Origin of the sequence: Flavobacterium hibisci (assembly GCF_020026925.1) — a bacterium.
In the GTDB taxonomy this organism is placed as follows: Bacteria; Bacteroidota; Bacteroidia; order Flavobacteriales; family Flavobacteriaceae; genus Flavobacterium; species Flavobacterium hibisci.
Genome location: NZ_JAIQDW010000008.1, coordinates 116458 through 143317 on the forward strand (window position 1 = coordinate 116458; position 26860 = coordinate 143317).

At 34.7% G+C, this 26860-nt stretch carries 26 protein-coding genes; 4 read left to right on the forward strand and 22 right to left on the reverse strand.

Going from position 1 to position 26860, the window contains the following annotated elements:
- Positions 1-186: 186 nt before the first annotated feature.
- Together dinB and K8B81_RS10225 are read left to right on the forward strand one after the other, a co-directional pair.
- Positions 187-1269: a DNA polymerase IV gene (gene dinB, locus K8B81_RS10220; protein WP_223681324.1), complete on the forward strand. Its 1083-nt coding sequence runs from the start codon at positions 187-189 to the stop codon at positions 1267-1269.
- A gap of 81 nt (positions 1270-1350) precedes the next feature.
- Positions 1351-1866, forward strand: a complete 516-nt coding sequence (locus tag K8B81_RS10225; protein ID WP_223681325.1) for a PAS domain-containing protein — start codon at positions 1351-1353, stop codon at positions 1864-1866.
- A gap of 48 nt (positions 1867-1914) precedes the next feature.
- Here K8B81_RS10225 and K8B81_RS10230 read toward each other — a convergent pair whose 3' ends face one another.
- From K8B81_RS10230 to aspS, 18 genes are all read right to left on the reverse strand, one after another.
- Positions 1915-2688, reverse strand: coding sequence for a Bax inhibitor-1/YccA family protein (locus K8B81_RS10230; RefSeq protein ID WP_223681326.1), 774 nt, complete (start codon positions 2686-2688; stop codon positions 1915-1917).
- A gap of 162 nt (positions 2689-2850) precedes the next feature.
- Complete coding sequence (locus K8B81_RS10235; RefSeq protein ID WP_223681327.1) at positions 2851-4242, reverse strand: NADH-quinone oxidoreductase subunit N; 1392 nt, start codon at positions 4240-4242, stop codon at positions 2851-2853.
- Positions 4243-4299: 57 nt separating this feature from the next.
- Positions 4300-5742: a complex I subunit 4 family protein gene (locus K8B81_RS10240; RefSeq protein WP_223681328.1), complete on the reverse strand. Its 1443-nt coding sequence runs from the start codon at positions 5740-5742 to the stop codon at positions 4300-4302.
- 10 nt (positions 5743-5752) lie between these two features.
- The gene (gene nuoL / locus K8B81_RS10245) at positions 5753-7636 is read right to left on the reverse strand and encodes an NADH-quinone oxidoreductase subunit L (protein WP_223681329.1); all 1884 of its coding nucleotides are present in this window, start codon (positions 7634-7636) and stop codon (positions 5753-5755) included.
- 6 nt (positions 7637-7642) lie between these two features.
- Positions 7643-7963, reverse strand: coding sequence for an NADH-quinone oxidoreductase subunit NuoK (nuoK, locus tag K8B81_RS10250; RefSeq protein ID WP_017494599.1), 321 nt, complete (start codon positions 7961-7963; stop codon positions 7643-7645).
- Positions 7963-8502: an NADH-quinone oxidoreductase subunit J family protein gene (locus K8B81_RS10255; protein ID WP_223681330.1), complete on the reverse strand. Its 540-nt coding sequence runs from the start codon at positions 8500-8502 to the stop codon at positions 7963-7965. The genes nuoK and K8B81_RS10255 overlap by 1 nt, the downstream gene beginning before the upstream one ends.
- Positions 8503-9048 carry a NuoI/complex I 23 kDa subunit family protein gene (locus tag K8B81_RS10260; RefSeq protein ID WP_223681331.1) on the reverse strand — a complete coding sequence of 182 codons (546 nt, stop codon included), beginning with the start codon at positions 9046-9048 and terminating at the stop codon, positions 8503-8505.
- 172 nt (positions 9049-9220) lie between these two features.
- Positions 9221-10276 carry an NADH-quinone oxidoreductase subunit NuoH gene (gene nuoH / locus K8B81_RS10265; protein WP_223681332.1) on the reverse strand — a complete coding sequence of 352 codons (1056 nt, stop codon included), beginning with the start codon at positions 10274-10276 and terminating at the stop codon, positions 9221-9223.
- Between the two features lie 2 nt (positions 10277-10278).
- Positions 10279-11310: a 2Fe-2S iron-sulfur cluster-binding protein gene (locus tag K8B81_RS10270; protein ID WP_223681333.1), complete on the reverse strand. Its 1032-nt coding sequence runs from the start codon at positions 11308-11310 to the stop codon at positions 10279-10281.
- 94 nt (positions 11311-11404) lie between these two features.
- Positions 11405-12775 carry an NADH-quinone oxidoreductase subunit NuoF gene (nuoF, locus tag K8B81_RS10275; protein WP_223681334.1) on the reverse strand — a complete coding sequence of 457 codons (1371 nt, stop codon included), beginning with the start codon at positions 12773-12775 and terminating at the stop codon, positions 11405-11407.
- Position 12776: 1 nt separating this feature from the next.
- Entirely contained in the window at positions 12777-13307 is a 531-nt protein-coding gene (locus tag K8B81_RS10280) for a complex I 24 kDa subunit family protein (protein ID WP_223681335.1), read from the reverse strand.
- Between the two features lie 82 nt (positions 13308-13389).
- The gene (locus K8B81_RS10285; protein WP_223681336.1) at positions 13390-14628 is read right to left on the reverse strand and encodes an NADH-quinone oxidoreductase subunit D; all 1239 of its coding nucleotides are present in this window, start codon (positions 14626-14628) and stop codon (positions 13390-13392) included.
- A 25-nt stretch (positions 14629-14653) separates the two neighbouring features.
- Entirely contained in the window at positions 14654-15175 is a 522-nt protein-coding gene (locus K8B81_RS10290) for an NADH-quinone oxidoreductase subunit C (protein ID WP_223681337.1), read from the reverse strand.
- A 1-nt stretch (position 15176) separates the two neighbouring features.
- On the reverse strand, positions 15177-15725 hold the full coding sequence (locus tag K8B81_RS10295; protein WP_163391742.1) for an NADH-quinone oxidoreductase subunit B: 549 nt from the start codon (positions 15723-15725) through the stop codon (positions 15177-15179).
- Positions 15726-15811: 86 nt separating this feature from the next.
- Entirely contained in the window at positions 15812-16177 is a 366-nt protein-coding gene (locus tag K8B81_RS10300) for an NADH-quinone oxidoreductase subunit A (RefSeq protein WP_223681338.1), read from the reverse strand.
- Between the two features lie 238 nt (positions 16178-16415).
- Positions 16416-16610 carry a cold-shock protein gene (locus K8B81_RS10305; RefSeq protein ID WP_007137066.1) on the reverse strand — a complete coding sequence of 65 codons (195 nt, stop codon included), beginning with the start codon at positions 16608-16610 and terminating at the stop codon, positions 16416-16418.
- Between the two features lie 342 nt (positions 16611-16952).
- The gene (locus tag K8B81_RS10310; protein WP_223681339.1) at positions 16953-17756 is read right to left on the reverse strand and encodes a hypothetical protein; all 804 of its coding nucleotides are present in this window, start codon (positions 17754-17756) and stop codon (positions 16953-16955) included.
- A 37-nt stretch (positions 17757-17793) separates the two neighbouring features.
- Entirely contained in the window at positions 17794-19539 is a 1746-nt protein-coding gene (gene aspS / locus K8B81_RS10315) for an aspartate--tRNA ligase (protein ID WP_223681340.1), read from the reverse strand.
- Between the two features lie 154 nt (positions 19540-19693).
- Between aspS and K8B81_RS10320 the strand changes: the two genes are divergently transcribed.
- Complete coding sequence (locus tag K8B81_RS10320; RefSeq protein ID WP_223681341.1) at positions 19694-20689, forward strand: TlpA family protein disulfide reductase; 996 nt, start codon at positions 19694-19696, stop codon at positions 20687-20689.
- A gap of 208 nt (positions 20690-20897) precedes the next feature.
- Positions 20898-21245, forward strand: coding sequence for a toxin-antitoxin system YwqK family antitoxin (locus K8B81_RS10325; RefSeq protein ID WP_223681342.1), 348 nt, complete (start codon positions 20898-20900; stop codon positions 21243-21245).
- Positions 21246-21302: 57 nt separating this feature from the next.
- Here K8B81_RS10325 and K8B81_RS10330 read toward each other — a convergent pair whose 3' ends face one another.
- The 4 genes from K8B81_RS10330 to K8B81_RS10345 all read right to left on the reverse strand — a co-directional run bounded on the left by K8B81_RS10330 (position 21303) and on the right by K8B81_RS10345 (position 26841).
- Positions 21303-22862, reverse strand: coding sequence for a PepSY-associated TM helix domain-containing protein (locus K8B81_RS10330; RefSeq protein WP_223681343.1), 1560 nt, complete (start codon positions 22860-22862; stop codon positions 21303-21305).
- Between the two features lie 3 nt (positions 22863-22865).
- Entirely contained in the window at positions 22866-23168 is a 303-nt protein-coding gene (locus K8B81_RS10335; RefSeq protein ID WP_223681344.1) for a hypothetical protein, read from the reverse strand.
- 3 nt (positions 23169-23171) lie between these two features.
- Positions 23172-23504 carry a hypothetical protein gene (locus K8B81_RS10340; RefSeq protein WP_223681345.1) on the reverse strand — a complete coding sequence of 111 codons (333 nt, stop codon included), beginning with the start codon at positions 23502-23504 and terminating at the stop codon, positions 23172-23174.
- Between the two features lie 160 nt (positions 23505-23664).
- Positions 23665-26841 carry an efflux RND transporter permease subunit gene (locus K8B81_RS10345; RefSeq protein WP_223681346.1) on the reverse strand — a complete coding sequence of 1059 codons (3177 nt, stop codon included), beginning with the start codon at positions 26839-26841 and terminating at the stop codon, positions 23665-23667.
- Positions 26842-26860: the final 19 nt, after the last annotated feature.

The window sequence follows — 26860 nt, forward strand, 5'->3', positions numbered from 1 at the left end:
TTATATTTAAATTTTTAATAATGAAAATAAGTACCTCTTTTATTGAGATATTTTAAATATATATAATTCATTTTATTAGTCCCAGAAACGATTTTTATTAGGAATTAAATAAAAATTTGAATTTTCTGAAAAACATTTGACCAATTTTGATAACTCAGATTAGCTGGTCTTCTTTAAATTTGTAGTATGTCTGAAATTCCAGTTTATCGAAAAATAATCCATATCGATATGGATGCTTTTTATGCTTCGGTAGAGCAAATGGATAATCCTGCTTTACGGGGAAAGCCTATTGCAGTTGGAGGCTCAGAAAATAGAGGAGTAGTTTCTGCGGCAAGTTATGAAGCCAGAAAATTTGGTGTAAGAAGTGCTATAAGTGGTGTTTTGGCCAAGAAATATTGTCCGGAAATTATATTTGTACGGCCTCGTTTTGACCGTTACAAAGAAATTTCGTCTAAGATCCATAAGATCTTTCATGAATACACCGATTTGGTTGAGCCGCTTTCACTTGATGAAGCCTATCTTGATGTGACACAAAATAAAAAAGGAAATCCCAGTGCCTCTTTATTGGCTCAGGAAATCAGATTACGAATTTTAAATGAAGTTGGGCTTACAGCTTCTGCAGGCATTTCTATAAATAAATTTGTAGCTAAAATTGCCAGTGACTACAATAAACCTAATGGACAGAAGACGGTAAATCCGGATGAGGTAATTCCGTTTTTAGAAGAATTACCGATCAGAAAATTTTATGGCGTTGGAAAAGTCACTACAGAAAAAATGTATCAGCTGGGTATTTTTACAGGATTAGATTTAAAAAGCAAACCGCTTGAGTTCTTAGAAAAGCACTTTGGTAAATCAGGTAAGTTTTATTATTACGTGGTCAGGGGAATACATAATAGCGAAGTAAAACCTTCACGCAATACTAAATCGGTTGCATCGGAACATACTTTTGATGTTAATCTGACATCCGAAATTTTTATGCTGGAACAGCTCGAAAAAATAGCGACTTCATTAGAAAAAAGATTAAAAAGATACAATGTTTCAGGAAAAACGGTTACACTTAAAATTAAATACAGCGATTTCACGCAACAAACCAGAAGCAAGACTTTACCTTATTTTATTTCTGATAAAAGCTTAATTCTGGAAACTGTTGAAGAATTGCTGTATCAGGAAAGAATGAAAGATTCTGTCAGATTATTGGGAATTTCCCTGAGTAACCTCAATACAGAACAAAAAAAAGAGGTAGTTGTGCAATTAAAATTTGCCTTTTAAAATGAATTTAAACGTGTTAAATATATAAAAAGGGTGTATTTAAAAATATTTTTCGGCTAATTTTGAATATAAATTGTTTGTATGAATTCTGTAAATGACCACATAAAAATTTTCGATGAGTCCGAAGCAGGCTTAAATTGCAATTCAGTTCCGATACTTTGCTGGGATTTTCATTATGAATCCATAAATGAACTGAAAACATTTTCTACCGACTTAAAAAGAATCAAAAACATTTCCCATAAATTTAAATGGGACATAACTCACTTAGATATTAACCAACGGTTAAAAGATGAAGTTGTGTTGATTACAGATTCGGAACAAAAGATAATTTTTGCTTCTGAAGGAATTACTAAAATGACAGGATATACGGAAAAAGAAATCCTGGGGAAATATCCAAAAATGTTTCAGGGGCCTATGACTTCTCCTTCACTTTTAAAAGAAATTAAAATTGCAATTGAAAAACAAATCCCTTTTGAAAAGACACTTTTAAATTATAAAAAAAGTGGGGAAATTTATGAATGCAATATCCATGCTTTTCCGGTTTTTAATAATAGGGGAGCCTTATCACATTTTATAGCCTTTGAAAAAGCAGCATAAAAAAAGCCTTTTTGAATCAAAAAGGCTTTTTTTTATATAGGAAAAGAATTAATCTCTACTGGCAAATTTTGATAATAATCTAAGGAATTCAATGTACAACCAAACTAGGGTAATCATCAATCCCATAGCGCCGTACCATTCCATGAATTTTGGCATTCTTTGCTGTGCACCTTTTTCAATTTGATCAAAATCCAAAAATAGGTTTAGTGCAGCAACAATGATTACAAAAACACTAATTCCGATACTCATCAATGAATTTCCATGATGAACAGGCGTGTAGTTTGTAAACATAGAAACAATCCACGAAATTAAATAATAAGTTGCAATTGCCAGTGTAGCAGCAATAACTACTGCTCTGAATTGTTCATTTACTTTTACAATTTTAAATTTATACAATCCCAGACAAACTAAAAACGTAACTAAAGTTGCTCCAACAGCATTAATTACGATTCCTGGAAATTTAGCCTCAAAAATAGCAGAAATGCCTCCGATAAATAAGCCTTCAAACAAAGCATAACCGGGAGCTAAATAAGGAGAAGCCTGTGGTTTGAATGCTGAAATTAAAACCAAAATAAAGGCAACAATAGCACCGCCAATAGCTGGCAGCATGGCGTTCATTCCGTTAAATGCCATCCACCATGTCAGCATTGCTCCGGCACATAACAATAAGAATAAAATAGCTGTTTTATTGATAGTTCCGGATATAGTCATATCCTGATTGTAATCAATAATTTGTGCATGATGCACTTCTTCAGTTTTTGAAACAGCGTTTGAAGAAAAACGTTTGTCGCTTAAAAATGGATTTTTCGAATTGAAGTTCATATTTCTAATACATTTATTTGTACTCAAATATAAGTAGTTTTTTTGATGTTCAATTGTTTCTGTAATTTTTTTAACATGATTTTTTCTTCTGAATAAATTCATCTTAAAACTAAAAAATCCATCCTTTTGGGGATGGATTGGATATATTTGAATTGAATGTTTTTAATTCAATAAGTCTAAAACTAAAGATGGAAATAAACCTAAAATTATATTCAAAGAAATTGACACAATTGCCACTGCATAAATAACAAACGGTTTTCCGGTGCGCTCCTCATTTGGCTCTTTTGAATACATAGCTAATATCAGTTTGAAATAATAACCAACACTAATGATAGAATTGATAACAGCAACTATCACTAAGATAATATGACCAGCCTGAATCGTCTGATTAAACAAAAAAAGTTTGGCAAAAAATCCTGAGAAAATCGGAATCCCGGCCATAGATAATAAGGAGCCGGTTAATATTGCAGCCATTAACGGATTTGTTTTTCCTAAACCGTGAAAGTTGGTAATATCTTCGTTGTCCTGATTTTTACATACATATAAAATTACACTAAACGCTGCGATACCAGCTAAAGCATATGCGGCAGTATAATACAATAGAACCCCTGCAGAAGCTGCAACAGTTAGGAAAGTCATTAGCATGAAACCTGCATGAGAAATTCCAGAAAAAGCCAGCATACGTTTTACATTTACCTGGCGTAATGCCATGATGTTTCCAACAGTCATCGAAGCAATTGAAATAATTACGATGATATTCTCGAAAGTGTGTAAATGATCCTGATTTTCTAAAGAAGGTATTAAATTTAAACCCGAAATTAATTTGAATAAAGTAGCAATAGCTACCACTTTTGCCAAAGTACTCATTAAGGCAGTGGTCAGGGCAGGTGAGCCTTCATAAACATCCGGAGCCCAAAAATGAAAAGGAACTGCGGCTATCTTAAATAACATTCCGATGGTTACCAAAACCATTCCGATAGGGAACCAGATTGGCAGTTCGGCAGACAAGGAATATTCACTGATTTCAACTACATCAAAACTTCCCATTGCTCCGTAGATCAGACAGATTCCGAATAAGATGATACCTGATGCGAATGATCCCATCAAAAAGTATTTCATACCAGCTTCGTTACTTTTCACATTCAAACGGTCACTTGCCGCAAGAACATAAAGTGCAATAGATAAAATTTCAATTCCAAGGAAAAACATCGCCAAGTTTCCAAAAGAAACCATAGCAACTGCTCCTGCTAATAAAAATATTTTTATAGCAATAAAATCAGAAATCTTTGTCTGATGGTTTTCATAAAAATTATGGCTTAACGCTACCAGAAAAATAGTTAAGATGATAAACAATGATGAAAAAGCAGTGGAAAATTTACTCACTGTTATCATGTTGTAGTAGTAACTTTCTGTTGATCCAAATTCATAAAAATTAAGCGCCAATACACCCAATAAACCTAAAATGGTAAACGGAACGATGCCCTTTCTAAAATTTAGAATTTCAAACAATAGGCAGAAAACACCTAATCCTGTTATAGCTATTAATGTATTCATTTTTGTTTTTTTGATTTAGGAAATCTAAAACGCCCTAATTTATTTTTATTTAAAATATTAATTTTTATTGATAACGTTTAAAATCGTTTCTAAACTTGGTGTAATCAAATCTGTAATTGGTTTTGGATAGAAACCAAAGAATAATAAAACAGCAATGATAACAGCAAATGAAATTCCTTCGTTAAGCGTAACATCTGCAAAAGTTTTAGAATTAGTTTCACCTAACATTACGTGCTGAAACATTCTCAACATATAATAAGCTCCTAAAATAATGGTTGTTCCGCCTAAAACAGCAAACCAGACATTGATTTGAGATAAGCTGTATAAAACTGTAAATTCCCCAACAAAGTTAAATGTACCAGGCAAGGCAACAGATGCTAAGACTAAAATCAAAAACATGGAGGTAAGTTTAGGAGATTGTGTACGGATTCCACCTAATTCTGCAATTTCTCTTGTTTCAAATCTTCTGAAAATAACTTCAGCAGCAAAGAATAATCCAACAACTACAAAACCGTGAGCGATCATTTGTAAAACAGCACCTCTTAAACCGTCAAGAGTTAAGGTGTAAGATCCAGCTGCAATTAAACCAACGTGAGCAAGAGAAGAATAAGCTAATAATTTTTTCAGATCATTTTGTCTCAAGGCTACAATAGAACCGTAGATTACACCAGCAATTCCTAAAGCGATAAAGATGAACATGTATTCTTTAGCAGCAAGAGGAGCGATTGGCAATTGCCATCTGATAACACTATAAAGTCCCATTTTTAGCATGATACCAGATAAAAGCATTGTTCCAACAGTTGGTGCTTTTTGGTACACATTTGCCTGCCATGTATGGAAAGGAATAATTGGAATTTTAATAGCATATGCTAAAAAGAAAGCTAAGAAAATCCAGAATTGCTCACAAGCAGAGAGTTCTAATTTATATAAATCTTCAATTAAGAAACTTCCGTTTGCTTTTTGAGATAAATAAATAAAAGCAGTTAACATGAATAGCGAACCGGCAAGGGTATAAATAAAGAATTTAACCACTGCTTTTCTGCGTTCATCAGCATCTCCGTTACCCCATATAAGCGCAATAAAGTAAATTGGAATTAAAGCTAACTCCCAGAAAATGTAATACAATAAACCATCAGCAGCTAAGAAAGTTCCTGTCATAGCAAATGCCATGAAAAGAATTAATCCGTAGAAAGCTTTTGAGTTTTTATATTCATTTCCAAAAGAAGAAAAGATGATGATTGGAGTTAACGCCAGAGTTAATAAAACCATTGCAAGTCCAAGCCCGTCAGCATTTAAAGCGAAGGAAATTTTCGGTTGTGTAATCCAGCTGTTGATTACGCTGATATTTTCGCCGGCATTATAATTATTCAATAATACAATTGAACATCCTAAAGCTGCTAAACTAAAAAGCAAAGCAACTTTTGAAGCTAGTTTGTCACCAGAAAAATAAGTGGCAAAGGCACCAATTAAGAGTATAATTAATATAGTAGAAACGTTCATAGTTATAATATTATTGAGCTAAAAATATATAGGAAATAATGGCACACATTCCTAAAACAAAAACAAACAGATATAATCCGATACTTCCTGATTGTAATCTCTTTCCTTGAAAAGCGATTTCATTCGTTACTTTACCTAATCCAAAAACAAGAGCAGATAAACCAGTTTCTATATAATCCCTAAAGAATTTAGATAAAGCATTAATTGGCTGTACAAATACTGCGTCGTATATTTCATCTACGTAATATTTGTTGTATAAAACTTTTGCTACGCCAGTAATGTTTTCATCAGATTCAGGAACATTATCTTGTTTGAAATATTTAATGTAAGCAATTAAAATTCCTAGTAAACAGCCTAAGACCGCAACACCCATTAAAGTATATTCTGTTGCGCCTAAATGATGTTCCTCGCCAGCCACTTTCGTGAAAAGAGGAGCCAGATATTCATTTAACCAGCTGTGTCCTGGTAAACTGATTAATCCTCCGAAAGCTGCCAAAATAGCCAAAATGATAAGTGGAATAGTAATTAAAGAACCACTTTCATGTAAATGATGTTTTTGTTCTTCAGTTCCTCTAAATTCTTTGAAGAAAGTCAGGAACATTAATCGGAACATATAGAAAGCAGTCATTATAGAAGCAATCGATCCAACAACATATAATGGAATACTATGGTGGAAAGCTGTCATTAAAATTTCATCTTTTGAGAAGAATCCTGAAAGTAATGGGAAACCTGAAATTGCTAATGAAGAAATTAACATGGTCCAGAACGTAATTGGCATTGCTTTACGCAGACCACCCATTTTACGCATATCCTGTTCTCCGTGTAAACCATGGATAACAGAACCTGATCCTAAGAATAAACAAGCTTTGAAGAAAGCGTGAGTGATTACGTGGAAAACAGCTACTTCATAAGCGCCAAAACCTAATGCTAAAAACATTAAACCTAATTGTGAAACTGTAGAATAAGCCAATACTTTTTTGATATCGGTTTGAACCAATCCAATTGTAGCAGCTACTAATGACGTCACAGCTCCAATAATGGCAATTACAGTTTGTACATCTGTTGCAAGGTCAAAAACAAAGTTTAATCTCGTTACCATAAAGATACCTGCAGTTACCATTGTAGCCGCGTGGATTAATGCAGAAACTGGAGTAGGCCCCGCCATCGCATCTGGTAACCAAGTGTATAAAGGAATTTGAGCAGATTTACCACAAGCTCCAATAAACAAACATAAAGCTGCTAAAGAAAGTAATGGTAAATTTAAATTTGAAGCTCCGGCAATTACCGTTTTTAAAGTTGCATAATCCAATGTTGAAAACATCGAACCGATGATGAACATTCCGATTAACAAACCTAAATCTCCAATTCTGTTCATGATGAAAGCTTTTTTTGCAGCATCGTTGTAATCCTGGTTTTTATGCCAGAATCCAATCAACAGGTAAGAACAAAGTCCAACACCTTCCCATCCAATAAATAAAACTAATAAGTTGCTTCCAATTACAAGCGTAATCATAAAGAAAACGAACAAATTCAAATAAGAAAAGAATTTGTGCATGTTTTCGTCATCATGCATGTAACTGATAGAGTATAAGTGAATCAAAGATCCGATTCCGGTTACGAACAATAACCAAAGAACAGACAACTGATCCAATAAAAATCCAAGATTGATTTTTAAGTTACTAATCTGAATCCAGTCAAATAAAGTAACTTCTATCGCTTTTCCGGTTGACGTAATTTGATTAAAAAGTACAAGGGTAATGATAAAAGAAATTGCCACAGCCACAGTTCCGATTGCTCCTGAAACTGTTTTGCCTAAGCTTTTTCCAAAGAAAACATTGATTAAAAATCCTAGAAAAGGAGTAAGTACTAATAGTAAAGCTAAATTGGTATCCATTTCCATTTATCCTTTTAAATTTTTTAAATTATCGATACTAATCGAACCTAAATTTCTAAAGATCGAAACTAAAATAGCCAATCCAACAGCGACTTCAGCCGCTGCAACTGCCATCGAAAAGAACACAAAAACCTGTCCCTGGGCATCCTGATGGTAGGTTGAAAAAGCCACAAATAAAAGGTTTACTGCATTCAGCATGATTTCGATAGACATGAAAACGATAATAGCATTTCGTCTGTACAATACACCAAAAATACCAATACAAAAAAGTACAACACTTAAAAAGATGTAGTTTTCTATACCTATTTGATTTAATATATTACCCATTATTTATTTAATTTTTCTTTTTTAGACAATAATACTGTTCCAATCATTGCTACCAAAAGCAAAATAGAGGCAAATTCAAACGGAACCATATATTCGTTCAGTAATATTTTACCCAAGACTTTAATAGACTGGAAATCTTCTCCGGTTGAGTCATATTCGCCAACAATTGGTTTTGAGTTAATGAAAATAGTAATTAATACAATAACAATTAGACAGAAAGAAACAATCGCACCCAGACGCGTAATCCTTGGTTTGTGTACCTGATGGCGTTCGTTCAGATTCATCAACATGATTGTAAACAGGAACAGAATCATAATAGCCCCCGAGTAGACAATAATATGTACGATAGCCAAAAACTGGGCATTTAATAATAAATAATGACCCGCAATTGAGAAAAAACAAATCACTAAATAAATAGCGCTATGAATTGGGTTTCGGCTAAAAATGGTCAAAAAGGCAGTAATTACCGTGATAAACGCTAAGAAACAAAATATAACTTGTACAGTAGTTGCGTGTGCAAAATCAGGAATATGTATCATTTAGTTAGCATTATTAAGTTGAGCATTTTTGATAGCCATTTCCAACGGCATCACTAATCTGTCTTTTCCAAAAATGAAATCTTCTCTTTCGTAGCTTGAAGGTACCAATACTTTTGACTGTGTCAGATAAATAGCGTCTTTTGGACAGGCTTCTTCACACAAACCGCAAAAAATACAACGAAGCATATTGATTTCATAAATCTCAGCATATTTTTCCTCTCTGTACAAATGCTTTTCATCAGCTTTACGCTCGGCTGCCTTCATTGTAATGGCTTCAGCAGGACATGATAAAGCACACAGACCACAGGCAGTACAGTTTTCACGGCCTTGTTCGTCACGTTTCAGCATATGTTGACCACGATAAACCGGACTCATTTCACGAACTTGTTCCGGGTAATGAATAGTAGCTTTTTTCTTGAAAAAGTGTTTGATAGTAATAAATAAACCTTTTACAATCGCCACAAGATACAATCGCTCCCAAAAAGTCATCTCTTTATTAGAGACCACCTTTTTTCTACCCGATAATGATATAGTTTCTATTGACATTTAAAGTATAATTTGTGATTCAATTTGATGATTAGATCAAATCCAATCTATTTCATTTTATTATTTAGTAGCTTCCCGATAGCTATCTTGACTGCTTTATCCGCTATATCTTTTATGGTGAAACCTACCATAAAAGGATGCCGCTGCTATCAGGGCTAGGGCATTACGGTTCTTAGAATCCTAAGAAAGCAGCCAGATCGTGTCTTAAAATTACAATTCCCGTTACTATAATATTTGCAATTGAAAGCGGAATCAAAATTCGCCATCCCAAATTCATTAACTGGTCATATCTAAATCTCGGAATCGTCCAGCGAACCCACATATAGAAAAAGATCCAGAAACATATTTTAGCAAATAAAACGGCTATTCCTAAAATGTTAGCTGCGTTAACACCAACATTTTCTACCATCCATTGCATTCCCGGATAATTGTACCCTCCAAAGAACAATACTGAAATAATAGTAGCCGAGATAAACATATTTGCATATTCAGCAAACAAATAGAATCCCATTTTCATTGAGGAATATTCAGTATGGTAACCCCCAATCAGCTCAGATTCACATTCTGCCAAATCAAAAGGAGTTCTGTTGGTTTCTGCAAAGGCACAAATAAGGAAAATAAGGAAAGATAATGGCTGATAAAAAACATTCCAGTTCATTCCTGCCTGCTGCTCAGAGATTTCTTTTAAGCTTAACGTTCCGGTCATCATCAACAAGGCAATCATTGATAATCCCATCGCAACTTCATAAGAAACCATTTGCGAAGCGGCACGAACAGCTCCCATTAAAGAGAATTTATTATTAGAAGCCCATCCACCAATCATAATACCGTACACTCCAACAGAAACAACTCCAAAGAAGTATAATAACGCAATGTTAATATCTGTAGCCTGTAATAAAATATCTCTTCCAAAAAGATGTAATCTGTCTCCCCACGGAATAACCGCACTGGTCATCAAAGCCGTACTCATGGCTATCGCGGGTCCAACAACGAATAAAAATTTGTTAGGTGTATTCGGGAAAAATTCTTCTTTCGAAAATAATTTCAAACCATCTGCCAAAGGCTGTAATAATCCTCCCCATCCGGCGCGGTTTGGTCCTACACGATCCTGAAGAAAAGCCGCAACTTTACGCTCAGCCCAGGTAGAATACATCGCCATAATCATCGTTATGGCAAAAACCACAACAATAACAACACTTTTTTCTATAATAAATGCACTATCTACCATTGTTAAGAATTTTTGTCGTTAGTGTTTAACGGAATTTCAGCCATACTGATTTTTTTACGGTCAACATCTCTTCCTAAAAGAATATTTTTCTCTGTATTAATTGTGACTTTCTCTAATTTTTGAGTGTAGTTGTTTTGGTTGATAACAGAATCTTTTTCAAATTCTCTTGGTCCTTCAATAACCCAGTCATTAACGTTTTTATGGTCAAAACGGCAAGAGTTACAGATGAATTCTTCCACTTCATGATACTCATCTTTACGTCCTGTTACACGCTGAATTTCGCCGCCAAACATCCAAACGGTTGTTTTTCCGCAACATCCCGGAGTTGTACATTCTCTGTGCGCATTATAAGGCTTGTTAAACCAGACTCTTGATTTGAAACGGAAAGTTTTGTCTGTTAAAGCTCCAACAGGACAAACATCAATCATGTTTCCGGAGAATTCATTGTCGATTGCTTTTGAGATTCCTGTTGAAATATTAGCGTGATCTCCACGATCTAATACACCGTGAACTCTGTTATCTGTCAATTGATCTGCAACCTGTACACATCTTTGGCATAAAATACAACGGTTCATATGCAGTTGAATATTCGGACCGATATCTTCCGGTTCGAATGTTCTTTTTTCTTCAATATAACGTGATTTTGGATTTCCGTGTTCGAAACTTAAATTCTGCAAATCACATTCTCCAGCCTGATCACAAATTGGACAGTCCAGCGGGTGATTAATCAATAAAAATTCCGTTACAGATTTACGGGCTTCAGTTACGCGGTCAGAAGATTTACTGTTTACCTCCATTCCGTCCATGCAGCCAGTTACGCAAGATGCCATTAATTTTGGCATAGGTCTTGGGTCAGCTTCACTTCCTTTTGAAACTTCAACTAAACAGCAACGGCATTTTCCTCCGCTTCCTTTTAGTTTTGAGTAATAACACATGGCTGGCGGAACTAGATCTCCTCCAATCATACGTGCAGCCTGCAGGATGGTAGTTCCTGGTTCTACGTCAATACTTTGACCGTCTATGGTTACTTTCATCTCTCTTAATGATTTGAATATCGAAAGCTTAGCTATTCAAAAGTTTTGCTGTCCTTTTAATACTATATGACTTCGTAATTCTTTTATATTTTTATTATACGATTACCTTACCTCCAACCAAATGTTTTACTTGCGAAAACGGTTGAGCAACAAAATGATCTCTGTGTTTTATTTTTTCAGGGAAACGAACGTGGTATTCAAATTCATCTCTAAAATGACGAATAGCTGCTGCTACCGGCCACGAAGCCGCATCGCCAAGCGGACAAATCGTATTTCCTTCGATTTTACTTTGAATACTCCACAATAATTCGATATCCTCTTCACGACCCTGACCGTTTTCAATTCTCCATAATATTTTTTCTAACCAGCCAGTTCCTTCACGGCAAGGTGTACATTGCCCACAAGATTCGTGGTGATAAAAACGTGCAAAATTCCAGGTGTTTCTTACAATACAGGCTCTGTCATCGTAAACAATAAACCCGCCAGAACCTAACATCGATCCGGTAGCAAAACCACCATCACTCAAAGACTCGTAAGTCATTAAACGGTCTTCACCATTTGCAGTTTTGAAAATCAGTTCTGCCGGTAAAATTGGAACGGATGAACCACCCGGAACCAAAGCTTTTAAAGGTCTGCTTGTAGACATTCCTCCCAGATATTCATCGGAATTCATGAATTCATCAACGCTTAAGCCTAATTCTATTTCGTAAACACCAGGGTTTTTAATGTTTCCTGAAGCTGAAATTAATTTCGTTCCAGTTGAACGGCCAAGACCAATTTTAGCATACTCATCACCAGAATTATTAATGATCCAAGGCACTGCGGCAATAGTCTCAACATTGTTAACTACAGTTGGGTTTGCCCAAAGACCTGAAACAGCCGGGAAAGGCGGTTTAATACGAGGGTTTCCTCTTTTACCTTCCAGTGATTCAATAAGTGCAGTTTCTTCTCCGCAGATATAAGCTCCTGCTCCGCAGTGAACATATAAATCCAAATCGTAACCTGTACCTAATATATTTTTTCCTAACCAACCCGCAGCTCTTGCTTCGTTGATTGCTTTTTCTAAAATTTTGAAAACCCACATATATTCTCCACGAATGTAGATGTAGGATAGGTTTGCACCAAGAGCAAAACTTGAAGTAATCATTCCTTCAATCAATAAGTGAGGAATAAATTCCATCAAATAACGATCTTTGAAAGTTCCTGGCTCAGATTCGTCGGCGTTGCAAACCAAATGTCTTGGTTTTCCTGATTTTTTATCAATAAAACTCCATTTCATTCCCGCCGGGAAACCAGCTCCACCACGACCACGAATACCCGATTTTTTTACTTCTTCAACAACTTCGTCAGGCGTAAGGGTTTTTAAAGCTTTTTCTACAGAAGCATAACCGCCGTTTTGACGATATACTTCGTAGGTCTTAATACCCGGAACGTTGATTTTGTCTAATAATATTTTCTTTGACATCTTATTTATCGTGTAATATTATTTTATCCTCTTTACAATCAGCGATTAACTGATCGATTTTTTCTTCTGTCAGTTTTTCTTTGTAGAAATCGCCTAACTGCATCATCGGAGCATATCCGCAGGCACCTAAACATTCTACACCGGCAATAGTGAACAATCCGTCCGGAGTTGTTTCGCCCATTTTAATGCCTAATTTTTCAGAAGTATAATCCATTAAATTTTCAGCACCGCTTAAACAACAACAAGAAGTCTGGCAAAACTCAAACATGTATTTCCCAATTGGTTTTTGGTTGAACATGGTGTAAAAAGTAACCACTTCGTAAACCTCGATTGGTTTGATTTGAAGAATTTCTGCCACTTTATCCTGCAGTTCAATACTAAGCCAGTTGTTATGCGCATCCTGAACTTCATGTAAAACAGGCAATAGAGCCGATTTTTGTTTTCCTTCAGGATAATGATTAATCAGTTCATTGATGCGGTTCATCAATGCCTCGGTCATGTTTATTTCTTGTTTGTAATGTTTACGTTCCATTTTTTATTATTTTGAATCTTAAATTTTAAATTTTAAATGTTTGCGGCATTTATAATTTACAATTCAAAATTTATAATTCATTTTATGCGTCTAATTCTCCTGCGATTACATTTAAACTTGACAAAATAACAATTGCATCTGATAATAAAGCACCTTTAATCATTTCAGGATATGCCTGGTAATAAATAAAACAAGGTCTTCTGAAATGTAATCTGTATGGAGTTCTGCTTCCATCTGTCACTAAATAAAATCCGATTTCTCCATTTCCTCCTTCAACCGGGTGGTAAATTTCTGCAACCGGTACAGGAACTTCTCCCATTACAATCTTAAAGTGATAAATCAAAGATTCCATAGAAGTATATACATCTTCTTTTGGAGGCAAATAATAATCAGGTACTTCTGCATGGTATTCGTTTCCTGCTGGCATTTTATCCAAAGCCTGACGAATAATACTTAAACTTTCCCAAACTTCTGCATTACGAACACAAAAACGATCATAAGTGTCACCTGATTTTCCAACGGGAACAATAAAATCGAAATCTTCGTAAGATGAATAAGGTTGTGCAACCCGAACGTCGTAATCAACTCCGGCAGCACGTAAGTTCGGTCCTGTGAATCCGTAAGCCATTGCTTTCTCTGCAGAGATTGCACCTACGTTTACAGTCCTGTCAATAAAAATTCTGTTTCTTTCGAATAAGTTTTCAAATTCTTTCCATGCAACAGGAAATTCTTCAAGGAAAGTATCCAGTTTTTTGAAAGCTTCCGGAGACCAGTCTCTTTCAAATCCACCGATTCTTCCCATATTGGTTGTCAAACGGGCTCCACAAATTTCTTCGTAGATTTCGTAAATCTTTTCTCTAAACTGAAAAACGTATAAAAAGCCGGTGTACGCACCAGTATCAACTCCTAAAATCGAGTTACAGATTAAGTGGTCTGTAATACGCGCCAGCTCCATTACGATAACTCTTAAATATTGAGCTCTTTTTGGAACTTCAATACCTAATAATTTTTCTAATGTCATCCACCATCCCATATTATTAATAGGAGAGGAGCAATAGTTCATACGGTCTGTAAGAGGGGTAATTTGATAAAAAGGACGGTTTTCAGCAATTTTTTCGAATGCTCTATGGATGTAACCAATAGTTGGTTCAGCTTCCAGAATTCTTTCACCATCCATCAACAAAATATTTTGAAAAATACCGTGAGTAGCCGGGTGAGTAGGACCTAAATTAAGTACAGAAAGCTCGCTTCCGTCTTCGTTTAGTTTATCCTTTATTATTTTAGCATATCGATGCTCTGGTGATAATAATAGTTCTGACATTTTATAATGTTGAATTATTTATTTTTTAGCAATTTGTTGTTGTTCTTCCAAAGAATCTGTCGTCCTTATCTGTTCTTCCGCTGTCTTCCATTGGGAATTCTTTTCTCATAGGGAAAGACACCATTTCATCCATATTCAAAATACGTTTCAATTGCGGATGACCAATAAAGTTTATGCCAAAGAAATCGTATGTTTCCCTTTCCATCCAGTTTGAACTTAAGAAAATATTTGAAATGGTTTTGATTTCCGGTTTTTCGCCATTAAGATATACTTTAATTCTGATGCGTTTATTATCGTACCAGTTGTGCAGATGATATACAATAGCAAATTGACGTTCTGATTCGTTATCTGGGTAGTGAATACCGCATAAATCAGTTAAAAAGTGGAAACGTAAATCAGCATCATTTTTCAGGAAAAGAATCAGGGCTGTAATTTTATCAGCTGAAGCTTCTAAAGTGAAAATATCTCTTTCTTCATGAAAGTTAAAAACATCATTATTGAATGTTTGTACAAGTTTATCCTGGATCAGTGTATTTTCTAAAGCCATTTTATGAGATATTATAGGAAGCTAATAATTCCTGGTATTCCGGAGAGCTTCTTCGTCTCACAGATTCGTTTTTTACCAATTCCTGAAGTTTCATTACACCGTCAACAATTTGTTCTGGTCTTGGAGGACATCCCGGCACGTAAACATCAACCGGAATAACTTTGTCAATACCTTGTAAAACAGAGTAAGTGTCAAAAATTCCACCTGATGAAGCACAGGCTCCAACAGCAATTACCCAACGAGGCTCAGACATTTGTTCGTAAACCTGTCTTAAAATAGGAGCCATTTTTTTAGAGATGGTTCCCATTACCATTAACATATCAGCCTGACGAGGTGAGAAACTCACACGTTCAGAACCAAATCGTGCCAAGTCGTAATGTGATGCCATAGTGGCCATAAATTCGATTCCGCAGCATGAAGTTGCGAAAGGCAATGGCCAAAGAGAATTCGCGCGTGCCAAGCCTACAACGTCATTTAGTTTTGTGGCAAAAAAACCTTCACCAACAACACCTTCAGGAGGGGCAACCATATTTACATTTGAATCGCTCATTTTTGTTATTTTGAATTTTGAATTATAAATTTTGATTGTTCAAATAATTTATAATTCAGCATTTATAATTTTAGAATCAATGTTAGTTATTCCCAGTCTAAAGCTCTCTTTTTTATGATATAGAAAAAGCCAACTAAAAGCAAAGCCATGAAAACAATCATTTTCAGCATTCCCTCAATTCCTAATTCTTTAAAGTTTACTGCCCAAGGATAAAGGAAAATCACCTCTACGTCAAACAGAACAAATAAAATGGCAACAAGGAAATATTTTACTGAAAACGGAATACGGGCATTACCAACTGATTCGATTCCGCATTCAAAGTTTTTATCTTTAGTTTCTGAGGTTCTTCTTGGACCTAATTTTCCGGAAATAATGATAGTTCCCACTACAAAACCAACAGCTAGTATAAGCTGCATTAAGATAGGAAGATAGCTGTATTGATCAGATTGCATAAAACTTAGGGTTTTTACTTAAAAAATAGTCACAAAGATAGCTTTCAACTCTGTAAATCACAAACTAAAAAATGATTTAAGTATAGTGCATAATATGGTTTGTATGTAATTTTTATTGATTATAAATAAAAGGTCAGAGTTTTGCATTTTTTTAACAAGTATGCAAAAAAAAACGTTTCGAAATAAATCGAAACGTTTAACCATTCAGAGGCAAAAAAAATAAATTGCTATATTTTTCTTAGATTACTGCTACTTTAGCAGCAACTTTCCCTTTTCTTCCTTCTTCTTCTTCGTAGCTTACACGGTCACCTTCGCGTAATTCTTCCGCGTTAATTCCTGAAGCGTGAACGAAGATGTCTTTTCCTGTTTCTTCGTCTGTAATGAATCCATAACCTTTAGACTCATTGAAAAATTTTACTGTACCTGTACGCATTGTAATTGTAATAATAATTTATAATAAAGCAAATGTAACATATTAACTAATACAAAAGACATGTACGTGTTAAATTTTTCTAAAAATTATTGATTTACAGTGATTTCTGTACGCTAATTACATTAAAATTCATATGAATATTTCTGAATTTTGATTCTTTTATTAATAATAAAGCAATTTATATAGTTGTTTTATTGTAATAAACGGACTACTTATTAAAAATCAGCTTTTTAAAAATTTGCATAATTTTTGTAATCAAAAAGAGCAACAAAATTAATTGCTGCTCTTTTTTGTTCTTTATATCTTAACTATGAAGTAATTTATTTTTTGAAATTAATAATCTCATTCAAAATCATACATTATGTTGCCTGAAGCATCATATCTGTACTGATAGTTTTTGTTCGTTTTCTCAGTTAGTTTATCGTTGCTATAAGAAAGTTTCTCATATTTTGAATAGTTGTTTTTTGAGATTGCCCTGTAATACGTTTCATCAAAAAGTATTAATTTTTTTAGTGGGTTGGCTGCGTTGTCATAATTGCTAAATTTTTCCACAATTCTAACTCCTGTAACTTGTTGCCCTTCCTCAAAATTAACTGTGACAATACTGTCCAGATTTTGCTGTGGATTATAATAGTATTTTGCTTTTTGGGAAAACTTTGATAAATAGTTAGGTTTGCCGTATAATTTTATAGTTTCATCAATTTGGTTCAGATTGTTGTAAGTGTAAAATATACTGTCGTTAAGTTCAGGGTCTTGCTTATAAATTATTTTTTTTATGATCCTGTTTTGATTATCCACGACTATTTTTCTCTCAAAAAATAAATTAATGTTTGGGATGTTTCTAGTTATTTTAATTTCATTGTTAGTGTAAACGATAGCTTCTGTTACATCAGGTGAAAAAATATAAGTTTCGTTACCAAGACTAGCAGGAAGTGGCGAAAAACCTCCATTTTTTTTAATTATCCTTCTCTGCGAATCGTATTCTAATTTAACAGAACCGATTGATCCAACCATTAGATTTGAATAATCCATGTATTCGGTAGAATAGCTCTTCAAATCATTATCAGTTTCCTTGTTATTTTCATCTGTGGAACAACTTGTAAAATATAAAAAGGATAATAAGCTTAAAAATTTTACTAGTTTCATGATTTTGGTTGGTTTTGGTTAGTTTATTAGCAATGTTTTATTTTAATTGTATATGTAATTCTTTGAGTTGCGAATCATCAATTGCAGCCGGAGCATCGATCATTACATCACGACCTGAGTTGTTTTTAGGGAAAGCAATAAAATCCCTAATTGTTTCCTGACCTCCTAAAATAGCAACTAATCTGTCTAAACCAAAAGCTAAACCTCCGTGTGGGGGTGCTCCAAACTGGAAGGCGTCCATTAAGAATCCGAATTGTGCTTTTGCTTCCTCTTCAGTAAACCCTAAATATTTGAACATTAATTGTTGTGTAGCTTTATCATGAATACGAATGGATCCTCCACCAATTTCGTTTCCGTTTAAAACCATATCGTAAGCGTTTGCACGAACTTTTCCTGGTTCTGTTTCCAATAGAGCCATATCTTCAGGTTTTGGAGAGGTAAAAGGGTGGTGCATGGCGTGGTAACGGCCGCTTTCTTCGTCTAATTCCAATAATGGGAAATCTACAACCCATAATGGAGCAAATTCTTCAGGATTACGTAGTCCTAAACGAGTTGCTAATTCCATACGAAGTGCAGATAATTGAGCACGTGTTTTGTCTGCAGGACCAGAAAGTACAAAAATCATATCTCCGGCCTTTGCTTCTGTTGCTTTTGCCCAGTTTGTTAAATCTTCCTGATCGTAGAATTTATCTACAGACGATTTATAAGTTCCGTCTTCGTTACATTTCACGTAAACCATTCCGGATGCACCAACCTGAGGACGTTTTACCCAGTCAATCAAACCGTCAATTTCTTTACGTGTGTAGTTTCCAGCTCCGGGAACAGCGATTCCGACAACCAATTCTGCCGCATTGAATACAGGGAATTCTTTGTGTTGTGCAAATTCGTTTAATTCGCCAAATTTCATTCCGAAACGAATGTCGGGTTTGTCGTTTCCGTATGTTTTCATGGCATAGTCGTAGGTAATTCTTGGGAATTTATCTACTTCAATACCTTTAATTTCTTTTAGTAAATGTCTTGTTAAGCCTTCAAAAATATTTAAAATATCTTCCTGTTCCACAAATGCCATTTCGCAATCGATTTGTGTAAACTCAGGCTGACGGTCTGCACGTAAATCTTCGTCACGGAAACATTTCACAATCTGGAAATATTTATCCATTCCACCCACCATCAAAAGTTGTTTGAAAGTTTGAGGTGATTGTGGCAACGCATAAAACTGACCTTCGTTCATACGGCTTGGTACCACGAAATCCCTTGCTCCTTCCGGAGTCGATTTGATTAAGTAAGGCGTTTCAACTTCGCAGAAATCCAAATCTGATAAATATTTACGAACTTCCATTGCCACTTTGTGACGGAACAACAAACTATTTTTTACGGGATTCCTTCTGATATCCAAATAACGATATTTCATTCGTATATCTTCTCCACCGTCCGTTTCATCTTCAATGGTGAATGGAGGTGTTAAAGCAGAATTCAAAATCGTTAATTCAGAAACTAAAATTTCAATTTCACCAGTTGGAATATTTTTGTTTTTTGCTTCACGCTCGATAACAGTTCCTTTTACCTGAATTACAAATTCTCTTCCCAGCGTTTTGGCTAATTCGAAAACGGTTTTATCCGTACGGCTTTCGTCGAAAATAAGCTGTGTAATTCCGTAACGGTCACGTAAATCAACCCAATTCATGAATCCTTTATCACGTGATTTCTGAACCCAGCCTGCAAGTGTAACTTCGGTATTAATATTTGAGGCATTTAATTCGCCACAATTATGACTTCTATACATTGATCAAAATTTAGACTGCAAAAGTAAACACAAAATTCAAATTAAAATAGTAAAGTGATAACCTGATGTGGATTAATTTGAAATATTTTGTTAATGCCTAATTTTCTCATCTATAATTTCTTTAGATTTGGTCTATCTAAATAAATTGTCAATTATGAGAAAAGTTATTCTTTTTGCTTTGATTATGCTGAGCGTTTTTAACGTTGATGCCCAAACAAAGAATCAAATTAAATTTACGGCTAAAATTGCGAATAGAAATAGCGATACCTTAGTTATTCGTGGCGCAAATAATTTCACGCAGATTATTCCAATTGATAAAAAGGGTGTTTTTGCAGCCACTTTTGAAGCACCAAAAGGGTTTTATCAATTTTCTGACGGTCATGAAGTTTCGAGTTTGTACTTAAAACCAAATTCAGAAATAAACTTGACGATGGATGCGAAACAATTTGATGAAACGATTGTATATAAAGGTAAAGGTGTTGATGAAAGCAATTTTCTGGCACTTTACTCTTTAAATAATGAGAAATTTCAAAATGAAGCTTTTACTAAAGATGAAGCCGAATTTGCTGCATTTTTGGAAGCAAAGAAAAAGTGGGACAATGAAACTCTTGAAAAAGGAAAATATGATGCAGAATTTCAGACTGCTGTAAAAAGTGCGTTCTCACAATTTCATCAATATGCAGCCCAGGCTTATCAAAGCAATGCACAAACAAATAAGCTTAAAGGAAAGCCTTCACCTGATTTTGATTATGAAAATTATAAAGGCGGAAAAACAAAACTTTCAGATTTAAAAGGGAAATATGTTTACATAGATCTTTGGGCAACCTGGTGCGGACCATGCAGGGCTGAAATTCCTTTTTTACAAAAAATAGAAGAGAAATACCATGGCAAGAATATTGAATTTGTGAGTATCTCAATCGACAAAGCAAAGGACAATGAGAAATGGAAAAAATTTGTAGCTGATAAAAATTTAGGCGGAATCCAGTTATTTGCAGATAAAGATTGGGAATCTGAGTTTGTTACAAGTTATGGCGTAACCGGAATCCCAAGATTTATATTGATTGATCCAAAGGGAAACATTTTAAACCCTGATGCCGATAGGCCTTCATCGCCAGAATTACAAACACAATTAGATGCTTTATTGAAGTAATTCTTTCAAATTACAACGTTATCGTAATTTTAGCAATTTTTTAAAAATACCAGTAAAACCAATGCTTCAGCGTTGGTTTTTTTATATTCTTCTGATTTCCAATGTTAAGCTTTTATCTAATGTTACCAAATTGTTAAGCAAAAGTTTTTTTAATGTAAACAATTAATTATATTTGGTAAAGATTTGATAACATTAATAACCTAAAGATATGAAAAAGTGTGTAATTTTAGTTGCAATATTGTTCTCTGGAATTTTAGTTGCACAAGAAACAAAACCTGAATTAGAAGCTGTTGGAAACAAAGTAAGAGCTACTTATTATTATGAAAATGGTAAAGTACAACAGGAAGGGTTTTTTAAAGAAGGTAAATTAGATGGTGTCTGGGTATCTTATGACGAGAATGGAAATAAAAAAGCTATCGCAGAATACACAAACGGATTAAAAACCGGAAAATGGATTTATTTTAATGACAAAAATATTTGTCAGGTAGATTATTCAAACAGCAAAATTAATTCTGTTAAGAATTTAGAAGAAAAAGTTGTTGCGCATAACAATTAATACAATTTTAGTTAATTGAAAAAGGAGAAAATTGAATTCAATTTTCTCCTTTTTTTATTATATTTCTGCTATTTCCTTCTTTTTTGGTTTTAATGAAAAAGCAACATATAGTGTAATTGATGCTAAAATAATCCAGAAAACATCAATAAAGAAAATCTGAATTTTGTTTTGGAGGAAAGAACTCCAAAACCAGTTTCCGGTAATGATTCCATTTGTAAGCGGAATCAAAAAACCTAAAATACTTCCTGAAATTAAGCACAATTTGTTAGTAAAAGCATCATTCTTTTTAATAATAAAAAAGATTGCTAGTAATAACCATCCGATAAAATAAATGCTGTATAAGTGGGACTGAGTTAAAGGATAGAATAGTTTAGATGCAATAAAAGCCAATGCCGTAATGGGATACATACTTAAACAAATAGCTAAATAAATACGTACAACAGTTTCATTAAAACGACGTTTCTTCTCAGGCATATTTTTTTTATCCCTCGCAATTAACCAAATCATAACGCCTGAAATAATCACGAAGCAGGTTATAATTCCTAAAATGAAGCTTACTATTTTCAAGGCATACCCACCATAATCACCAAAATGTATGCGGTATAAAACATTTTTTACAATATCTAAATAATAGTTTTCTGTTTCGGGATTTTTCCTTGCAACTTCTTTTCCATCAGCAATACGGTAAATTATTTTTCCGATTCCGGTAAATTTTTTGGTGCTTAATAAATGACCCTCAACCAGAAGGTGCATATTAGTGTCACCATAATTCTGAATCATGACGTGAGTAATTTCAAAATCCTTCCAGTTGCTTTTCGCTTTTGAAACTAATTTATTGATGCTAAAAGGTGCCACCAATTTTTTATTATCAAACTTAAATTCAGGATCTTTGTACTCCAGTTCTTTATATAATTTGTCCTGATCTCCTTTATAAAGAGCCATTACAGCCGGCGCAACGATTAAAAGCTTGATCATAAAAAATGCTCCCGTCACGGCATAGACAAACTGAAAAGGCAATCCGATCATTCCTAATGCTGTGTGGGCATCTGTCCATAATGTTTTAAGCTTTTCTTTAGGGCGGAAAACATAAAAATTCGAGACAATTTTTTTCCAGTGTAATAAAACGCCTGTTACTATTGCGAATAAGAAGAACAGTGCAATAAAACCGGAGAGATAATATCCTAAAGGATATGGAATCTGTGCGAGGAAATGCAAACGATATAAAAATTCTCCAAGAGAATAGGACTCTTCGTAGGTTGATGTCTGATAGTTTTCAGTATCTAAATAAAAAAAACTTGCTTCTTTTTGTTTTGCAGGAGCCAGGGTGTCTTTGGTTCCTTCTGCATAAATGTTTACCCTTCTTTCCTTACTGTGTTTAGAAATGGTAATATTTCGTCCATGCAAAATATATTCTTTATCGAGTTTTTTTAGGGCAGCATCATAGTTTAAATCCATTTCCCGTGAAATAGGAGCTGATTCATTTTTTTCCCAATTGATTATTTCGTCCCTGAAGAAAGAAAAAGATCCGGCAAAGAAAATCACAAAAAGAACAACGCTGATAACGATTCCGCTAACGGTGTGCGTATGAAAATAAATATTATAATTACGATTACTCATCTGTTATTGTGCGGTTGTATTATAGGTTTGTCCCAGATATATTAAAAGAGAGAAAATGAGTGAAAGGAGTATGTAAACCATCCATATTTTCAATCCGTTTTTGGCTAAAAAAGCAACTACCATCAGTGCTACCCAAAGAATAAAGCCACTAAAAGCCATTGTAATAAGGATATTTGCCCTATTGAACCAGGAAGCTAAAGCGAGGTGAAAAGTAACCGAAACAAAATAACCTCCCAGAATAGCGGCAGTAATTTTAGCAAACCGTTGCCATTTTGACTGTGTTAAGTATTTAGGATTTGCAGGCATGGTTTAAGCGTAATAAATTTCTAGTAAGATTGCAGTTATGAAAAAAATCAGTAATGTTATCCGGCTTATTTTTTTTAGCGGAGTTAATATCACAATCAGACTTCCTATTGTCATTAACTGAATAAAAAAAAGCAAGGTTCCACAACACAGAGACGCTGTAAATAGCCAAAAAAAGTAGGCAGTTGTAAGCAAAAGTAATCCGGTAATTTTAGTTTGTTTTGGGTTTTTCTGCATCCATTTTTCAAAACCTAAATCATAGGATAAAGCAGCTCTTTTAGAAGTAAAATACAAGGTGTAAAAAGCTAAAAAAACGATAAGACTTGCTATTGTTACCATAATCTGAAATTTTATGCAGCAAATTTAAGTTTTGAAGTAACACAAAACAAATTATTTTTATTTATTCCAAATAAAAAATAAAAACAAAAGCATATAAATGCAAAAAACCTGCTCAAATGAATGAACAGGTTTTTCAAGTTTAAATCAAATCAACAATTAATTAATGCGTATGTTTAGGGTTAAAACCGTCTTCGCTTACTTCAGTTGGTGTATAATCTGCCACCATTTCAGCTTCGTAATCGATTTTATCTCCTTTAGATAATCTTCTCATAATACCTTCCATGATCTGGTAGATAACGGGAACTACAATTAAGGTTAAGAATAACGAAGAAATTAATCCTCCGATAATTACCCAGGCAAGTCCGTTTTTCCACTCAGCTCCTGCCCCAGATGCTAATGCAATTGGGAACATACCAAATACCATCGCAATTGTTGTCATCAGGATCGGACGTAAACGTGCGTGGTTTGCCTGAATCAGTGCATTTCTAATCGATTCTCCTGCAGCTCTTCGCTGATTGGTATAATCGACAAGCATGATCGCATTCTTACATACCAGACCAATCAACATGATGACCCCTAAAATGGTAAAGATATTTAATGTATTGTTTGTTAATGCCAGTGCAAATAAAACCCCGATAAACGAAAGCGGAATTGCAAACAATACCACAAACGGGTGAACGAAACTGTCGTAAAGACCAACCATTACAAGGTAAACCAAAATAATAGCCGCCAATAATGCAATTCCTAAAGTACCAAAACCTTCAGATTGGTTCTCTTGGTCACCTCCCCAGATGTAATTTACTCCGGTTGGTTTTTGCAATTTGTCTAGTTTTTCCTGCCATTGTGTAACGATTGTTCCCGCCGGTACCCCAACGTTCTGACCTTGTACGGTTACAGAAGCTGTTTTATCTCTACGCTCTAATTTACTTGGTCCTGAACCTTCAGTAATAGTAGCAAACTGGTTTAATTTAATTTGTTGTCCTGCATTGTTGATGAAAATCAAATTACTAACATCGGTAATGTTTTTTCTATCAAATTCATTGTATTTGATATTGATGTCGTATTCGTATTCTCCAGCTCTAAATTTACCGTCAGTATTTCCACTATAAGCTGTCTGCATGGTTAAACCAACCGTTTGAAGTGTTAATCCTAAAGCAGCCATTTTATCTCTGTCAACCTGAACGTTGATCTCTGGATTTCCGTCTTCAACAGTTAATTTGATCTCAGTTGTTCCTGGAATGGTACGTAATTCAGCTTCTGCCATTTTAGCAAATTTCATAGCGCTTTCTACGTTTGGACCTGTTACGATCAAACCTAAAGTTGCGTCCTCAGCTGTTCCTAAGATACCAACAGGAACTGTTTTTACTTTTGCTCCAACTAATATTTTTTCAAGTTTACGTTTTGTTTTAGCTGCATAAACGTTAGCATCGTCCGTACGATCTTTTTGTTCGATCATTTTAACATCGATCTCTGCTTTGTAAGCTGTTGCCTGCGCTGCGCCTAAACCTTCACTGGTTTGTCCTACTGTTGTAATCTGGCTGAAAACATATTTCTCTCCTTTTAAGAAAGCTTCTGCTTTTTGCGTCATAAAGTTAGTCTGCTCTAACGAAGCATCTTTTGGCATCTCGATTTGTACTAAGAACTCACCACTATCAGATGATGCGAAGAATTCTCCTCCGATGTAACCGCCTCCCATTAACCAGAAGATAGATCCGAAAAACAGGACTAAGACAATTCCGATTGTTTTAAAGTAGTGATCTAAACACCAGTTCAATAAATTTGAAACCCAGTTAGTAAAACGGGTTAAGTAATTTTCAAATCCAAGGATGATTCTTCCGAAAAGGTTTTTACCTTCAATATGCTCCAGTTTTCCAAATCGAGAAGACAACCACGGAATAATGGTAAATGAAGCCAATAATGAGAACATTGTAGATATAATTACCGTAACACAGAATTGAGTAATAATGTTTGATACCAAACCTGTACTCATTGCGATTGGTAAGAATACTACCACAATTACTAATGTAATCGAAGTTACTGTACCGCCAATTTCTGCAGTACCATCGTATGACGCACGAATCCGGCTTTTACCCATCTCCATATGTCGATAAATATTTTCTAATACCACAATCGCATCATCCACGAGAATACCAACTACAAGAGATAAACCAAGTAAAGACATTAAGTTAAGCGTGTAACCTAATAAATAAATACCAATAAATGTTGCAATCAAAGAGGCAGGAATAGAAACCATTACGATCAACGAGTTTCTAATACTATGTAAGAAGAACAACATTACGAATGCAACCAGAATAACCGCAATTAATAAATCGTGTACAACAGAGTCTGCTGCTTCAAGTGTAAATATGGTACTATCCTTTGCAATATCAAGTTTTAAACTGGATTTTTTATAATCTTGTTCTAATGTCTTAATCGTTTTAACCAACTGCTCGCTTACTGCTACGGCATTGGCATCTGATTGTTTTACAATTTGAAGTACAATGGCACTTTTTTGATCTACACGCGCAATTTTCTCCGCAATTTTTTGTGTATCCTGAACGTCAGCAATATCGCCTAAACGAACCTGGATTCCGTTTTGAGAAGAAACTACTAAGTTTCTTAGCTCCTCAACGTTTTTATATTTACCCGCTAAACGGATTAAGATTTTTTGATTTCTAGTTTGAATGTTTCCTGTTGGGAAATCCAGGTTAGAAGTCAAAATAGTCTGCTGAACCTGAGGAACAGAAAGTCCGTAACCCTGCATTTTTACAGCATCAAGGTTTACCTGAATTTCACGTTCTTGTCCACCAATAATGTTTACCTGGGCAACACCTTGTACACGGGATAAAACGGGTGCAATCTTTTTATCGATCAAATCGTAAAAAGCAGCTTCGTCCATTTTACCATTCGCACCAAGCGTCATAATTGGTAAATCACTCAAAGAGAATTTAGTCAAAGACGGCGGATCGGCATCATCTGGAAGATCACTTAAAATCGCATTGATTTTACGCTGTGCATCGTTCATCGAAATATCTACGTTAGCAGTAGAAAGTAATGTAATCGATACTACAGAAAGTGACTCATAAGATTTCGAATCAATTTTCTTGATATTTTCTAATGACGCAATCGCATCTTCAATCTTTTTTGTTACTGTATTTTCGACCTCACTTGGCGAAGCTCCAGGATATACAGTAGAAACCGTAATAACGTTGGTTTCAAATTTCGGGATCAGCTCATAACCTAACTGGCTGTAGCTGAACAATCCACCTAAAATCAGAATTGTAAACAATACAATTACTAACGACGGACGTTTTATGGATATTTCGGCTAATTTCATATATGCTGTTTATTGATTT

Bases quoted from the DNA above. Each gene is read 5' to 3' on its own strand.
- dinB (WP_223681324.1), top strand. From the start codon at position 187: ATGTCTGAAATTCCAGTTTATCGAAAAATAATCCATATCGATATGGAT.
- K8B81_RS10225 (WP_223681325.1), top strand. From the start codon at position 1,351: ATGAATTCTGTAAATGACCACATAAAAATTTTCGATGAGTCCGAAGCA.
- K8B81_RS10230 (WP_223681326.1), bottom strand. From the start codon at position 2,688: ATGAACTTCAATTCGAAAAATCCATTTTTAAGCGACAAACGTTTTTCT.
- K8B81_RS10235 (WP_223681327.1), bottom strand. From the start codon at position 4,242: ATGAATACATTAATAGCTATAACAGGATTAGGTGTTTTCTGCCTATTG.
- K8B81_RS10240 (WP_223681328.1), bottom strand. From the start codon at position 5,742: ATGAACGTTTCTACTATATTAATTATACTCTTAATTGGTGCCTTTGCC.
- nuoL (WP_223681329.1), bottom strand. From the start codon at position 7,636: ATGGATACCAATTTAGCTTTACTATTAGTACTTACTCCTTTTCTAGGA.
- nuoK (WP_017494599.1), bottom strand. From the start codon at position 7,963: ATGGGTAATATATTAAATCAAATAGGTATAGAAAACTACATCTTTTTA.
- K8B81_RS10255 (WP_223681330.1), bottom strand. From the start codon at position 8,502: ATGATACATATTCCTGATTTTGCACACGCAACTACTGTACAAGTTATA.
- K8B81_RS10260 (WP_223681331.1), bottom strand. From the start codon at position 9,048: ATGTCAATAGAAACTATATCATTATCGGGTAGAAAAAAGGTGGTCTCT.
- nuoH (WP_223681332.1), bottom strand. From the start codon at position 10,276: ATGGTAGATAGTGCATTTATTATAGAAAAAAGTGTTGTTATTGTTGTG.
- K8B81_RS10270 (WP_223681333.1), bottom strand. From the start codon at position 11,310: ATGAAAGTAACCATAGACGGTCAAAGTATTGACGTAGAACCAGGAACT.
- nuoF (WP_223681334.1), bottom strand. From the start codon at position 12,775: ATGTCAAAGAAAATATTATTAGACAAAATCAACGTTCCGGGTATTAAG.
- K8B81_RS10280 (WP_223681335.1), bottom strand. From the start codon at position 13,307: ATGGAACGTAAACATTACAAACAAGAAATAAACATGACCGAGGCATTG.
- K8B81_RS10285 (WP_223681336.1), bottom strand. From the start codon at position 14,628: ATGTCAGAACTATTATTATCACCAGAGCATCGATATGCTAAAATAATA.
- K8B81_RS10290 (WP_223681337.1), bottom strand. From the start codon at position 15,175: ATGGCTTTAGAAAATACACTGATCCAGGATAAACTTGTACAAACATTC.
- K8B81_RS10295 (WP_163391742.1), bottom strand. From the start codon at position 15,725: ATGAGCGATTCAAATGTAAATATGGTTGCCCCTCCTGAAGGTGTTGTT.
- K8B81_RS10300 (WP_223681338.1), bottom strand. From the start codon at position 16,177: ATGCAATCTGATCAATACAGCTATCTTCCTATCTTAATGCAGCTTATA.
- K8B81_RS10305 (WP_007137066.1), bottom strand. From the start codon at position 16,610: ATGCGTACAGGTACAGTAAAATTTTTCAATGAGTCTAAAGGTTATGGA.
- K8B81_RS10310 (WP_223681339.1), bottom strand. From the start codon at position 17,756: ATGAAACTAGTAAAATTTTTAAGCTTATTATCCTTTTTATATTTTACA.
- aspS (WP_223681340.1), bottom strand. From the start codon at position 19,539: ATGTATAGAAGTCATAATTGTGGCGAATTAAATGCCTCAAATATTAAT.
- K8B81_RS10320 (WP_223681341.1), top strand. From the start codon at position 19,694: ATGAGAAAAGTTATTCTTTTTGCTTTGATTATGCTGAGCGTTTTTAAC.
- K8B81_RS10325 (WP_223681342.1), top strand. From the start codon at position 20,898: ATGAAAAAGTGTGTAATTTTAGTTGCAATATTGTTCTCTGGAATTTTA.
- K8B81_RS10330 (WP_223681343.1), bottom strand. From the start codon at position 22,862: ATGAGTAATCGTAATTATAATATTTATTTTCATACGCACACCGTTAGC.
- K8B81_RS10335 (WP_223681344.1), bottom strand. From the start codon at position 23,168: ATGCCTGCAAATCCTAAATACTTAACACAGTCAAAATGGCAACGGTTT.
- K8B81_RS10340 (WP_223681345.1), bottom strand. From the start codon at position 23,504: ATGGTAACAATAGCAAGTCTTATCGTTTTTTTAGCTTTTTACACCTTG.
- K8B81_RS10345 (WP_223681346.1), bottom strand. From the start codon at position 26,841: ATGAAATTAGCCGAAATATCCATAAAACGTCCGTCGTTAGTAATTGTA.